At 68.2% G+C, this 13025-nt stretch carries 14 protein-coding genes; 12 read left to right on the top strand and 2 right to left on the bottom strand.

Annotation, left to right across the window (positions count from 1 at the left end):
* The first annotated feature begins 27 nt into the window (after nt 1–27).
* A complete protein-coding gene (locus BMY12_RS14025) occupies nt 28–396 on the top strand; it encodes an SH3 domain-containing protein (protein WP_093287449.1) in 369 nt (122 codons plus the stop codon).
* A gap of 136 nt (nt 397–532) precedes the next feature.
* Entirely contained in the window at nt 533–2515 is a 1983-nt protein-coding gene (locus BMY12_RS14030; RefSeq protein ID WP_093287452.1) for an SDR family oxidoreductase, read from the top strand.
* Nucleotides 2516–2648: 133 nt separating this feature from the next.
* Here BMY12_RS14030 and BMY12_RS14035 read toward each other — a convergent pair whose 3' ends face one another.
* The gene (locus BMY12_RS14035; RefSeq protein WP_093287454.1) at nt 2649–3716 is read right to left on the bottom strand and encodes a 3-deoxy-7-phosphoheptulonate synthase; all 1068 of its coding nucleotides are present in this window, start codon (nt 3714–3716) and stop codon (nt 2649–2651) included.
* Nucleotides 3717–3885: 169 nt separating this feature from the next.
* On the opposite strand from BMY12_RS14035, the gene BMY12_RS14040 reads away from it, so the two are divergent.
* The 3 genes from BMY12_RS14040 to BMY12_RS14050 are packed head-to-tail and all read left to right on the top strand — an operon-like array spanning nt 3886 to nt 5661.
* Nucleotides 3886–4827, top strand: a complete 942-nt coding sequence (locus BMY12_RS14040; RefSeq protein ID WP_177189002.1) for a DUF3187 family protein — start codon at nt 3886–3888, stop codon at nt 4825–4827.
* 11 nt (nt 4828–4838) lie between these two features.
* Nucleotides 4839–5093, top strand: coding sequence for a SemiSWEET family transporter (locus BMY12_RS14045; protein WP_093287460.1), 255 nt, complete (start codon nt 4839–4841; stop codon nt 5091–5093).
* A 52-nt stretch (nt 5094–5145) separates the two neighbouring features.
* Nucleotides 5146–5661, top strand: a complete 516-nt coding sequence (locus BMY12_RS14050; protein WP_093287463.1) for a GNAT family N-acetyltransferase — start codon at nt 5146–5148, stop codon at nt 5659–5661.
* A 264-nt stretch (nt 5662–5925) separates the two neighbouring features.
* Here BMY12_RS14050 and BMY12_RS14055 read toward each other — a convergent pair whose 3' ends face one another.
* Nucleotides 5926–7209 carry an HD-GYP domain-containing protein gene (locus BMY12_RS14055; protein WP_093287466.1) on the bottom strand — a complete coding sequence of 428 codons (1284 nt, stop codon included), beginning with the start codon at nt 7207–7209 and terminating at the stop codon, nt 5926–5928.
* Between the two features lie 180 nt (nt 7210–7389).
* Here BMY12_RS14055 and BMY12_RS14060 point away from each other — a divergent pair, with 180 nt between their 5' ends.
* From BMY12_RS14060 to BMY12_RS14090, 7 genes are all read left to right on the top strand, one after another.
* Nucleotides 7390–7752 (top strand): nuclear transport factor 2 family protein, encoded by a 363-nt coding sequence (locus BMY12_RS14060; protein ID WP_093287469.1) that lies wholly within the window; start codon nt 7390–7392, stop codon nt 7750–7752.
* A gap of 36 nt (nt 7753–7788) precedes the next feature.
* Nucleotides 7789–8118, top strand: a complete 330-nt coding sequence (locus BMY12_RS14065; protein WP_093287471.1) for a hypothetical protein — start codon at nt 7789–7791, stop codon at nt 8116–8118.
* A 36-nt stretch (nt 8119–8154) separates the two neighbouring features.
* The gene (locus BMY12_RS14070; RefSeq protein WP_093287474.1) at nt 8155–8505 is read left to right on the top strand and encodes a DUF1304 domain-containing protein; all 351 of its coding nucleotides are present in this window, start codon (nt 8155–8157) and stop codon (nt 8503–8505) included.
* Nucleotides 8506–8538: 33 nt separating this feature from the next.
* Nucleotides 8539–9471, top strand: a complete 933-nt coding sequence (locus tag BMY12_RS14075; protein ID WP_093287477.1) for a LysR family transcriptional regulator — start codon at nt 8539–8541, stop codon at nt 9469–9471.
* A 59-nt stretch (nt 9472–9530) separates the two neighbouring features.
* The gene (locus BMY12_RS14080; RefSeq protein WP_093287480.1) at nt 9531–10511 is read left to right on the top strand and encodes an alpha/beta hydrolase; all 981 of its coding nucleotides are present in this window, start codon (nt 9531–9533) and stop codon (nt 10509–10511) included.
* Between the two features lie 56 nt (nt 10512–10567).
* The gene (locus tag BMY12_RS14085) at nt 10568–12451 is read left to right on the top strand and encodes a propionyl-CoA synthetase (protein WP_093287482.1); all 1884 of its coding nucleotides are present in this window, start codon (nt 10568–10570) and stop codon (nt 12449–12451) included.
* An 89-nt stretch (nt 12452–12540) separates the two neighbouring features.
* Nucleotides 12541–12957: a 6-carboxytetrahydropterin synthase gene (locus tag BMY12_RS14090; RefSeq protein ID WP_093287485.1), complete on the top strand. Its 417-nt coding sequence runs from the start codon at nt 12541–12543 to the stop codon at nt 12955–12957.
* Nucleotides 12958–13025: the final 68 nt, after the last annotated feature.

Consider the following 13025-nt stretch of genomic DNA (forward strand, 5'->3'; position numbering starts at 1 on the left):
GCCCGCAAACAGCCGGAGGAAGAAGTCATGAAAGCCCGCCAGAGCCTGGCGCTTGCTGCTGTCGCGGCCTTGCTGCTGGCCGCCTGTCAGAGTGGTCCGCCCAAGCCGCCGCCCTGCAAGGTCTGCGCTTATGGCGGGCCGGGCGCGCCGCCCGGCGTGGCCTTGCCGCCGGGACTGGCCACGCCGTTCAAGGCGGGCGAGCGGGTGGCCGTGGCCAAGGCCGTGGAGTTGCGCAGCGCGCCCTCGCCCACCGGCGAGACGGTGGAAGCCCTGCCGGCCGGCACCGTGGTCACGCTGCGCTCGCGCATGCTCAATGCCATCGGCCCCTGGTGGCTGGTGGATCATCAGCTCAATTCCGGCTGGCTGCGCGAGAGCGAGCTGCCCGCGCCGCGCTGAAAAATCCCGCCGCTGACGGCGCGCCGCTGGCTGCGCCGTCAGCCACCCTGTGTTTGCCGGAGCATCGCTTGTGATCATGGCGCTCCGGTAAGATCGCGGGCACTCTAAGGCTAAACACAGGGCGGGGAGCGGCAACATGAATTATTTCGTCACCGGCGCCACCGGCTTCATCGGCAAGTTCCTGATCGAGAAATTGCTGCAGCGTGAGGGCAGCAGTGTCTATGCGCTGGTGCGCGAGGGCTCCCAGGAAAAGTTCGAGCTGCTGCAGGAGCGCTTCGGCGAGGCCGGTGACCGCCTGATCGCAGTGACTGGCGACGTGACCCAGCCCGGCCTGGTCAGCGACGCCGACCGCAAGAAGCTGCACGGCAAGATCGACCATGTGTTCCATCTGGCCGCCGTTTATGACATGAACATGGACGATACGCAGGCCGACCGCATCAACATCGACGGCACGCGCAATCTCGTCGAATTCGTCAACGGTCTGGGCGGCAAGGTCAGGCTGCACCACGTCTCCAGCGTCGCGGTGGCCGGCGGCAGCTTCGTGGGCCGCTTCACGGAAGAGATGTTCGACGAAGGCCAGAACGTCGATCACCCCTATTACCGTTCCAAGTACCAGTCCGAAGCCATCGTCCGCAACGAGACCAAGGTGCCGTTTCGCATCTTCCGTCCGGGCACCGTGGTCGGTGCCTCGCAGACCGGCGAGATGGACAAGATCGACGGGCCTTACTACTTCTTCAAGGCCATCCAGAAGCTGAGCTTCGCCATCCCCAAGTGGCTGCCGCTGCTGGGCATCGAGGGCGGCAAGGTGCCGGTGGTGCCGGTGGACTACGTGGCCGCGGCCATGGACTACATCGCGCACAAGGACGGCCTGGACGGCGGCTGCTTCTGCCTGGTGCAGTCCAAGCAGCCCAGCGTGGGTGATCTGCTGCAGACCCTGCTGGAAGTCGCGCACGGCCCTGAGTTCGCGCGCAAGCTGGAGCTGCCCAAGCTGCCGTCGGCGATGCGCCAGATCGCCGGGCAGGTGAAGAGCCGCATTCCCAACAGCGTGGAGACCAAGTTCTCGCAGCTGATCGGCGTGCCGCTGTCGGTGGTGGCCTATGTCGGCAACCGCACGGTGTTCGACGACAAGAAGACCCGCGCGGCGCTGAAGGGTTCGCACATCCAGTGCCCGGAGTTCCGCGATTACGCCGAGCAGCTCTGGCAGTACTGGGAGAAGTTCCTCGACATCGACACCAAGGTGCCGCGCGGTGCGGTGCAGAAGCTGGGCGGCAAGGTGGCGGTGGTGACCGGCGCCTCGCGCGGCATCGGCATGGTGGTGTCCAAGAAGCTCGCGGCGGCTGGCGCCAAGGTGGTGCTGGTCTCGCGCAAGCGCGAGAAGCTCGAAGAGCTGCAGAAGGTGATCGAGGCCGCCGGCGGCGAGGCGCATGTCTACCCCTGCGACCTCAACGACATGGAAGCCATCGACCGCTGCTCGCAGGACATCCTCAAGGATTTCGGCCATGTCGACATCCTGATCAACAACGCCGGCCGTTCGATCCGCCGCGCGGTGTTCGAGTCGCTGGACCGTTTCCATGACTTCGAACGCACCATGCAGCTGAACTACTTCGGCGCGGTGCGCATGATCCTCAACTTCCTGCCGTCGATGGCCAAGCAGAAGAACGGCCATATCGTGAACATCAGCTCGATCGGCGTGCTGGCCAATGCCGCGCGTTTCTCGGCCTATGTGGCAAGCAAGGCGGCGCTGGACGCGTTCGGCCGCTGCCTGTCGGCGGAAGTGAAGCACCGCAACATCGAGATCACCGCGATCTACATGCCGCTGGTGCGCACGCCGATGATCGCGCCGACCAAGATCTACGACTACGTGCCCACCTGGTCACCGGAGAAGGCCGGCGACACCGTGATGCATGCCCTGCTCAAGCGCCCGAAGTCCATCGCCACGCCGCTGGGCACCGCCGCGCAGCTTTCGTATGCGCTGTGGCCCAAGCTCAACGACTACATCCTCAACAAGGGCTTCCACCTGTTCCCGTCCTCGGAAGCCTCCAAGGGCCGCAAGGAAGGCGCCAAGCCCACGCTGGAGCAGGTGGTGTTCGCCAACATCTTCAAGGGCGAGTACTTCTAGGCAAGCGGCTGCGCGTGCCGCGCGCTGTGGTGCCGGCCGGAGGCTCCCGCGACGCAGTCGGGGCAGAAGGCTGGAGCGCTGCAACAAAAAGCCCGCCGTGCAGGCGGGCTTTTTCGTGCCTCAAGGTGCGGGATCAGGCGCTGCGCGCATGGCGCAGGCGGCGCTGTTCCACCGAGCCAGCCAGGCTGCGCAGCAGCTCGGCGGTGTCGTCCCAGTGGATGCAGGCGTCGGTCACCGACTGGCCGTAGCACATGGCCGGGCCGATGTCCTGGCGGCCTTCCACCAGATGCGATTCGATCATCACGCCGATGATGCGCTCGTCGCCGCCGGCGATCTGGTGGCCCACGTCCTGGCCCACGCTGATCTGCTTCTTGTGCTGCTTGCTGGAATTGGCGTGGGAGAAGTCGATCATCACCTGCGGACGCAGGCCGGCCTTGCTCAGCGCCGCGCAGGCCGCGTCCACGCTCTTGGCGTCGTAATTGGTGCCGGAGCTGCCGCCGCGCAGAATCACGTGGCAGTCCTCGTTGCCGGTGGTTTCGAAGATGCCCACCTGACCCTGCTGGGTCAGCGACAGGAAGCGGTGCGGATGCCTGGCCGACATCACCGCGTCCACCGCCACCTTCACCGAACCTTCGGTGCCGTTCTTGAAGCCCACCGGGCAGGACAGCGCCGAGGCCAGCTCGCGATGCAGCTGCGATTCGGTGGTGCGCGCGCCGATGGCGCCCCAGGCGACCAGATCGGTGAGGTACTGCGGGGTGAGGATGTCCAGGTATTCCACGCCGGCGGGAATGCCCATGTCATTGAGCTGCAGCAGCAGCTCGCGGCCCATGCGCAGGCCCTTGTTGATGTCATAGCTGTCGTCCAGGTTCGGGTCGTTGATCAGGCCCTTCCAGCCGACCGTGGTGCGCGGCTTCTCGAAGTACACGCGCATGATGATCAGCAGATGCTTGGACAGCTGCTCGCGCAGGGTCTTGAGGCGCTCGGCGTATTCCAGCGCGGCCTTGGGATCGTGGATGGAGCAGGGGCCGACGATCACCAGCAGGCGGTCGTCGCGGCCGTGCAGCACGTCCTGAATCTCGCGGCGCGCATCGAAGGTGGTCTGCGCCGCGCGCTCGCTGGCCGGCAGCTCGGCCTGCACCTGGGCGGGCGTGGAGACACCGCTGATGGACTTGATTCGGGTGTTTTCGGTGACGACGCGCATGACACAAAACCTGTGTAACCCCAAATGGGGCCGGGATGCTAGCAGGTTTGCCGGGCCTGCTCACCCGGGCCTGCGCTGAGTTTTTTCTATGGCGGCGATAGCGGAGACGCGCCCTGCCTCAGGCACAATGCCGCCCAATCTGCCCCTTTCGCCCAGGATGCCCAAGCCCATGCTGCGCCGATCCGTCTTGCTCCTCGCCCTGCTGCTGAGCGGCGCCGTACAGGCCGAGCCCTTCGTGCTGGGCACCAGCAACCAGGCGGCACTGGCGCGGCACGCGCCGCTGCCCACGCCGCAGGCCGACGCCACCGGCAGCGGCCTGCGCCTGAGCCTGGACTGGACCAATGAATTCGTGCTCGACCAGCGCGGCACCGAGGCGCTGCTGCTGGATGGCGAGACCCTGCGCCTGAATCTCGCGGCGCGCTGGAACTGGCGCGGCTGGCTGCTGGGCGCCGAGCTGCCCGTGCTCAATACCTCGGGCGGCGTGCTCGACAGTCCCATCGAGAGCTGGCATCAGTTCTTCGGGCTGCCCAATGGCAATCGCGAAGACGAGCCGCGCAAGCAGTATCGCGATGTCTACCAGCGCAACGGCCAGACCCTGCTCGATCTGGACAGCGGCAAGACCGGCATCGGCGATGCGCGCCTGTCGCTGGCGCGCTGCGGCGCGGCCGGCTGCTGGCGCGGCCTGCTGCAGCTGCCCACCGGCGATGCCGAGCGGCTCATGGGCGGCGGCCTGGGCGGCGCGCTGTGGTACGAGCGGCCGTACGCCTTTGCCGCCGGCGGCGCCTGGAGCGGCGCGCTCGCCGCCGGTGTCGCGGCGGTGCGTGCCGATGGCCCGCTGCAGGATCAGCAGCGCCAGTTCATTCCCTTCGGCTGGGCCTCGCTGGGCTATCAGCTGCTGGCCAGGCTGGAACTGGGCGCGCAGTTCTATCTGCACGGCCCGCTGTACAGCGATTCGGAGCTGGCCGCGCTGCGCCGCCCCGGCGGCCAGCTGGCCTTCGGCCTGCGCTACCGCCCCACACCGCAGACCTCGCTGTGGCTGGGCGCGCAGGAAGATCCCATCATCGAATCCTCGCCGGACTTCTCGATCCATCTGGCGGTGGACTGGCATTGAGCGCCGCCGCGATGGACTCCCGTCTGCTGCGCGCCATCGGCTGGCTGGCGTCCTGCGCCGCGCTGGCCATGTACTTCGCCTACATCGACCAGATCCGCCTGAACCTGCAGGGCCACAAGGGTTCGGCGATCCAGGCCGGGGCGACCGTCGTCAACTGCATGCTGTGGACGGTGTATGGCGCCGCCCGCGCGCGTCGCGACTGGCCGATCATCGTCGCCAACGTGCCCGGCATCGTGCTGGGCCTGATCGCGCTGCTCACGGCCTAGCTGGGGGATCTGCGCAGTCGCCGGCATCCCCGCAGCCGGCTAGGCTTGGCCGATGATCGCCGCCGATGAACACATCGCCCTGCATCACCTCACCCGGGCGCACGCGCCGTTTCTGCAGCGCCTGATGAACGAGCCGTCCTGGCTCGCCAACATCGGTGATCGCGGTATCCGCAGTCTGGCCGATGCCGAGCGTTTCATCGCGGAGAAGATCCGGCCTGCGTATGAGGCACAGGGCTACGGCATGTATGCGCTGACCCGCGCCAAGGACGAGACGCCGCTGGGCGTCTGCGGCCTGTTCCGGCGCGAGGTGCTGCCGCTGCCGGATCTGGGCTTTGCCCTGCTGCCGGAATACTGGGGCCAGGGCCTGGCCTGCGCCGCCGCGCGACTGACCCTGCGCCACGCCCATGAGGTCTTGGGCCTGCGCCGCCTGCTGGCGATCACCGCGCCGCACAATGAGCGCTCGGCGCGTCTCCTGCAGCGCCTGGGCTTTGTCTGCACGGGCAGCGTGCGGCTGGCGCCGGATGCCGAAACCCTGCAGCTCTACGACAGCGGCGAAATCGCGCCTTAGAACTTATCCGCGAATTGCACGCGCTTGCGACGGAGGTCGTTTTGCCGCAGGGCAAGGCGGCAGGCGCGCCGCTTGGTGATTCCAAGCCAGCGGCTGCCAACGCCGCACTGCGACAAAACGGCCCCGTCCCGAAGGGTTGCGCCCAAATCGCGCCATGCGGCGTTGCGAAACGCAAGCCTTGGAACCACCAAGGCCTGCGTTTCGCGCCTTGCCTGGCGCGATTTTGGGCAGCAACGCAAGCGTGTGCAATTCGCGGATAAGTTCTTAAACCGCGTCGGCGTCCTGCACCGGCAGCAGGCATTGCAGCATCGCTTCGAAATGCATCAGCCCCAGCTCCTGGCGGCCGGCCTCCAGCCAGATGTGACGCAGCAGCATGGTGCTGCGCCAGCGCAGCTCGCGCAGGCTCAGCTGCAACTCGGCGGCGATCTCCTCGTCGAGTGCGCCCAGCGTTTCGGCATCGGCAATCAGGAACATCACGCCGCTGGCGTTGAGCGCCACCAGCAGCGTGGTGCACAGCTCGCTGACGCGACCGGCGAAATGGCGCACCGACCAGGGCATGTCGTGGTTGCTGTGGGTCTGCACCGCCGCGTCCTTGCAGTTCTGCAGGCGGAGGTAGATGTCCTGCGCCGCGCGGCAGAGTTCGCGCGGGTCCTGCTGCGTCGCCGGCGGCGGCACCGGATGGCCCAGGGTCTCGCAGACCACAGACACCAGATCGGCCGGAAACTGCCGGCTCACCAGGCGCAGGGCCAGCAGGGCCTGCGCCTCGGATTGCGCTTCCTCCGCGAAGATCGCCGCCAGCACGTCGGCGACGATCAGCAGGCGCCCGTGCACGGACAGCGCGTCCTCTTGCAGGCCCAGCGGATAGCCGCTGCCGTCCAGGCGCTCGTGATGCTCCTGCACCGCGCGCACGATGCGCGGCGGCATGCTCGCGCAGTCGGCCAGCAGCAGCGCGCCGATGCGCGGATGCACCGCCACCTGCCGCCACTGCTCGACGCTCAGCGGCTTCTGCCGGTCGAGCATGTCGGGGTTCACGTACATCTCGCCGAAGTCGTGGCAGAGCCCGGCGAGAATCAGCGCCGGCAGCTCGGATTCCGGCAGGCCGATGCGTCGCGCCAGCAGCGTCGCGATCAGCGACGCGAGCAGGGCGTGCTCGTAGCCGCCGCTGCCGTCGAAGGCCACCGTGCTCAGCTGCAGCTCCGGCACGCCGGAAACCTCCAGGGTGGCGAACTGTGCGCGCACCTCGCCCAGATGCGGGCCGCCCAGCTTCGGCAGCGCCGGCAGCTGCGCCAGCAGGCGCTCCAGGTCCTGACACAGATGCGCGCTGCGCACGCCGTCTTCGAGACGGATGCAGATTTCCAGCGGTTTGTGCAGGCGGCTTTCCAGCAGACGGTCGCGCAGCGTCACCGAGATCGGTTTGCCGGCGGCCCAGAGTTTCAGGCCGTGCTGGTTGTAGATGTCCTCGCCAGCCAGGATGGGTTTGTGTTCCGCAGCGCTGAGCAGCCGGCCCAGATAATGTGGATTGGGCTGCACGAAAGAAAATGTTCCCATCTGCCTGCCTTGTTCTGGATTGGGGGATTGCGAGCCGGCGGCAAGCGGTCATCGCAAGGCATTGGTGCGGCAGCTTGGAATGTCACTCATGCGTATGGCCTTGTGCAAGAGCAGCGCTGTCGGAATTTGTCCGGGCTTCGGGTGGTCGTATGCTGAAGGCCCCACGCACGCTGTCCTGTTATGACTGATCTGCTGCAACACCTCCGCACGCTGGAGGCGGAACTGCATCATCCCGGCGTCGCCTGCTCCGGCGAGCGCCTGGCGCAGCTGCTGCATCCGCAGTTTCATGAGGTGGGCCGCTCCGGCCGGCGCTACGACCGCGACACCGTGATCGCGCATCTGGCCCAGGCCCGCGGCCCCACGGCGCTGGCGGCGCAGGACTATGTGCTGCAGGCGCTGGGGCCGGACTGCGCGCTGCTGTGCTACCAGTCGCTGCATCGCGAGGGCGACGGCACGCAGACCGCGCTGCGCGCCTCGATCTGGCGGCGCACGCCGCAGGGCTGGCAGCTGTTCTATCACCAGGGCACGGCGGTGCCGCGATGAGGCCGCGACACGCGCGGCCGCTGCGGAGCTTGCGCCATGCGCGATGAGCGCAGCACGGCGCCGGCGCGGCGCGAGGAACTGCTGAGCCTGCTCTCCACCTCGGGCACGCTGGCCGGTCTGTGCATCACCGTGGTGGCGTTCATGAACACCTTCGACAAGAGCCGCAGCGACGTCTCGATCGCCGACGATGCGTTCGCGATCTGCGCGGCGGTGTTCCTGCTCTGCATCTACGTCAGCTTCTGGGCGCTCAAGAGCGGCACCTCGCGGGTGGCCGGGCTGCTGGTGACGGTGGCTGACACGCTGTTTCTGATCGCACTCACCGGCATGACGCTGGCAGCCTTTATCATGGTCTACACCATCGTCTGATGGCCGCGCGCCGCGACCGGCGCACCAGGAGGGGACATGCTCGCCAAACTGCTGACCGTGCTCGTGGCCTTGCTGCACAGTTATTTCCTGATTCTGGAGATGTTCCTCTGGGACAAGCCGCTGGGGCGCAAGACCTTCAAGCTCACGGAGGAATACGCCGCGCAGTCGCGCAGCCTGGCCGCCAATCAGGGCCTCTACAACGGCTTTCTCGCGGCCGGTCTGCTGTGGTCGCTGAGCCTGGGCGAACCCGGTTTGCCGGTGCGCAGCTTCTTTCTGATCTGCGTGGTGGTGGCCGGGGTCTTCGGTGCGCTCACCGTCAGCCGTCGCATCTTCTTCGTGCAGGCGCTGCCGGCGGCGCTGGCACTGGTGGCCGGCCATTTCAGCTGAGTCCCGGCGCCGGCCCGGCGGAATGAGACCACGATGCGCCTGACCCTGGACGCGCTGGAGACGCTGGATGCCATCGACCAGCACGGCAGCTTCGCGCGTGCCGCCGAGGCCCTGCATCGCGTGCCTTCGGCGGTGACCTACACCGTGCAGAAGCTGGAGTCGGATCTGGGCGTGCAGCTGTTCGACCGGCGCGGCAAGCGCGCCACGCTCACCGAGGCCGGTCGCGCCCTGCTGCTGCGCGGCCGTGATCTGCTGCGCCAGGCCGAGAGCCTGGAGGACTGCGTCAAGCGCGTCGCCCATGGCTGGGAGCTGCAGCTGACCATCGCGGTGGACGAGATCGTGCCGCTGGAGCTGCTGTTTCCGCTGATCGCCGAGTTCGACGCGCAGCACACCGGCACGCGCCTGCGCCTCACGCGCGAGACCTTCCACGGCGCCTGGGACGCGCTGGTGGACCGGCGCGCCGATCTGGCCATCGGCGCCGCCGGCGAGATGCCGCTGGGCCACGGCCTGGCCAGCCAGCGCTGGTGCGCGCTGCCCTTCGTGTTCGCGCTCTCGCCACGGCATCCGCTGGCGGCGCTGCCGGAACCGCTGCCGCTGAGCGAGATCGGCAAGCATCGCGCGGTGGTGGCGGCGGACTCCTCGCGCAAGCTCTCGCCGCGCACGGTCGGCGTGCTCGACGGCCAGGACACCCTGGTGCTGCCCACGCTGGCCGCCAAGCTCGCCGCGCAGCGCGCCGGTCTGGGCGTGGGCTTTCTGCCGCAGTACATGGTGCGGCCGCATCTGGCCGACGGCGGTCTGGTGCTGCGCCAGACGCAGGCGCCGCGCGCACCGGCGCTGTTCAATCTGGGCTGGCGCGCCGGCGACGAAGGCCGCGCCCTGGCCTGGTTTCGTCAGCGCATTCTCGGCGATCCGCAGCTGCTGGCAGCGCTGGAGGCCGGGCCCGATAGCGCCGCCGAACTGCTCTGAACGGCTGACGTCAGATCACGGCCGCGCTTTACACTGCGGCTCTTTTTTCGGGGGACAGAATGCAGCCGCAGCTCGACTACACGGTGCGCGAGGTCGCGATCGGCCTGCGCAGCCGCCTCATCATCTGGCTCATGCGCTGCCTGCTGCGGCCCTGGCTGGCGCGCATCGTCACCGGCAAGTCGGCGTCGCTGATCGGCGCGCAGCTGCTCACCGCCGCCCAGGCCCTGCCGCGCGGCCTGCCGCTGCAGCCGCGTTACGAGCTGCTGGGCGCGCAGCAGCCGGTGCCCGGCCATGTGTTCGGCGAGCTGGGCGAGCCCGGCGGCAGCGTGCTGCTCTGGCTGCACGGCGGCGCCTTCCTGCTGCCGGCCGCGCCCAGCGCGCATCTGGCCACGCTGTCGCGGCTCTGCCAGCGCCTGGGCGTGGCCTGCTTCGTCCCGGATTACCGCCTGGCGCCGCACGCCCGCTTTCCCGCCGGCCTGGACGATTGCGAGCGCGCCTACCGCCTGTTGCTGGAGCTGGGGTACGCGCCCGGGCGCATCGTGCTGGGCGGCGACTCGGCCGGCGGCAATCTGCTGTTCGGCCTGCTGCAGCGCATCCGCGCCGCCGGCCTGCCGATGCCCGCCGCCGCCGTGGCGCTGTCGCCGGCCGCCGAGCTGAGCCGCGCCCATGCGCCGCCCTCGCGGCTGCGCAACCGCAAGCGGGACGCCTTGCTGTCGGTCAAGGACTTGAGCGCGATCCGGGAGTCTTATGTCGGGGCGGCGGATGCCAGTGATCCGCAGGTCTCGCCTGTGTATGCGGATTTTCAGGGCTTTCCGCCGCTGCTGCTGCTGGCCAGCGATGCCGAAATCCTCTGCGACGATGCGGTGCTGCTGGCCGCGCGGGCGCGGCGGGCCGGGGTCGAAGTCCGCCTCGATATCTGGCCGGTGCTGCCGCATGCCTTCCCGCTGTTTGCGGCAAGCTTGCGCGAGGCCCGCGCGGCGCTGGACGATATCGCGGCGTTCCTGCAGGACAAGCTCGCGGCACCGCGTCGCGCTGCCTAACAGACACAGGCCCACAACCCGGCTGCCATGCCGGCCCAGAGCCCCGGAGGCGAACCATGAGTCAGTACCCGTCCATCTATCAACGCTCGCTGCGCGATCCCGCCGGCTTCTGGGCCGAGCAGGCCGAAGCCCTGCACTGGGAGCGGCGTTGGGACCGCGTACTGGATGACAGCCGCGCGCCGATGTATCGCTGGTTTGCCGGCGCGCGCTTCAACACCTGCTACAACGCCCTGGACCGTCACATCGACAGCGGCCGCGCCGATCAGGCCGCGCTGATCTACGACAGCCCGGTCACCGGCACGGTGCAGACCTATACCTATCGCCAGCTGCGCGGCCGCGTGGCGCGCTTTGCCGGCGTGCTGCGCGCGCAGGGCGTGAAGGCCGGCGATCGCGTGGTGATCTACATGCCGATGGTGCCGGAAGCGGCGATCGCGATGCTGGCCTGCGCGCGCATCGGCGCGGTGCATTCGGTGGTGTTCGGCGGCTTTGCCGCGCCGGAGCTGGCCAAGCGCATCGAAGACGCGCGGCCGGTGCTGGTGGTTTCGGCTTCCTGCGGCATCGAGCCGGGCCGCATCGTCGAATACAAGCCGCTGCTGGATCAGGCCCTGAAGATGTCCGCGCACCCGGTGGCGCACTGCGTGATTCTGCAGCGCCCGCAGTGCAAGGCCGAGATGCAGGCCGGCCGCGATCTGGACTGGCTGGAAGCCGAAGCCGGCGCCACGCCGGCCGAGTGCGTGGCGGTGGCCGCCACCGATCCGCTGTATGTGCTCTACACCTCCGGCACCACCGGCAAGCCCAAGGGCGTGGTGCGCGACAACGGCGGCCACGCCGTGGCGCTGGCCTATTCCATGCGCACCGTCTACAACACCGCGCCGGGCGAGGTGTACTGGGCGGCTTCCGACGTGGGCTGGGTGGTGGGCCATTCCTACATCGTCTACGGCCCGCTGCTGGCCGGCTGCACCACCATTCTTTACGAAGGCAAGCCGGTGGGCACGCCGGACGCCGGCGCCTTCTGGCGCGTGATCCAGCAGCATCAGGTGAAGACTTTCTTCACCGCGCCCACGGCCTTCCGCGCCATCAAGAAGGAAGATCCCAAGGGCGAGCTGCGCGCGCGCTATGACCTCTCCTGCCTGCGCACCCTGTATCTGGCCGGCGAGCGCTGCGACCCCGACACCATCGAGTGGGCGCGGGCCCAGCTCAAGGTGCCGGTGATCGACAACTGGTGGCAGACCGAACTCGGCTGGCCGGCCATCACCAATCCCATGGGCATCGAGCCGTATCCGGTGAAGCCGGGTTCCGCCGCGCTGCCGGTGCCCGGCTTCGATGTGCAGGTGCTGGACGTGGACGGCAAGCGCGTGGGCGCCGACGAGATCGGCAACGTCGCCATCAAGCTGCCGCTGCCGCCGGGAACCCTGTCCACCATGTGGGGCAATGAGCAGGGCTATATCGACAACTACCTGACGCGCTATCCCGGCTACTACCTCGCGGGCGATGCCGGGTATCAGGACGCCGACGGCTATTTCTGGGTGATGTCGCGCATCGATGACATCATCAATGTCGCCGGCCACCGCCTCTCCACCGGCCAGATGGAGGAAGTGCTGGCCAGCCATCCGGACGTGGCCGAGTGCGCGGTGATCGGCGTGGCCGATGCGCTCAAGGGCCAGCTGCCCGTGGGTCTGGTGGTGCTCAAGGCCGGCGTCGACCGCGAGCCCGAGACCATCACCCGCGAGCTGGTGGCGCGGGTGCGCGAACAGATCGGTGCGGTGGCGGCGCTGAAGAAGGTGCTGATCGTGGCGCGCCTGCCGAAGACGCGCTCAGGCAAGGTTCTGCGCGCCACCATGCGCGCGATTGCCGATCATCAGCCCTACAATGTTCCGGCTACCATCGACGATCCGCGCATTCTCGAAGAGATCGCGGCGGCGCTGGCGGCCCAGGAATAAGGAGACCGGGTGTTGCCCATGCGCCGAGACGAAAAGACCTGTCATGCCCGCTGGCGCGGGAATGACAGGCAATGGTCGCGAGGCCGCGCATGAGCGAGCCGGTCGTCTACCTCACGCGCCGCGAAACCTTTGCCGCCGCGCACCGCCTGTGGTCGGCCGAGTTGAGCGAGGCGGAGAACCGCGAGCTGTTCGGCCCCTGCGCCCGCGATTACGGGCACGGCCACAACTACGTGCTGGAAGTCACCCTGCGCGGCGGCATCGATGCCAAGACCGGCGTGGTGGTCAACATCACCGAGCTGCGCGATGTGATCCGCGAGCGGATTCTGGCCGACGTGGACCATCGCCATCTCAATCACGATTCGCAGCTCATGCACGGCATCAATCCCACGGTGGAGAACATCGCCGTGGTGTTCTGGCGTGTGCTGCACGAGCGCTTCGGCGCGCTGCTGTACGAGGTCTGCCTGCACGAGACCGAGAAAAACTGGGTTCGCTACCGCGGGGAGTGATAGCGCGCCGGAAAAGAACACGCGTTTGCCCGCAGCCGCAGCCTGAACCCCGGGCGCTTGCTGCGCGT

Source organism: Solimonas aquatica (genome assembly GCF_900111015.1).
Taxonomy (GTDB): Bacteria; Pseudomonadota; Gammaproteobacteria; order Nevskiales; family Nevskiaceae; genus Solimonas; species Solimonas aquatica.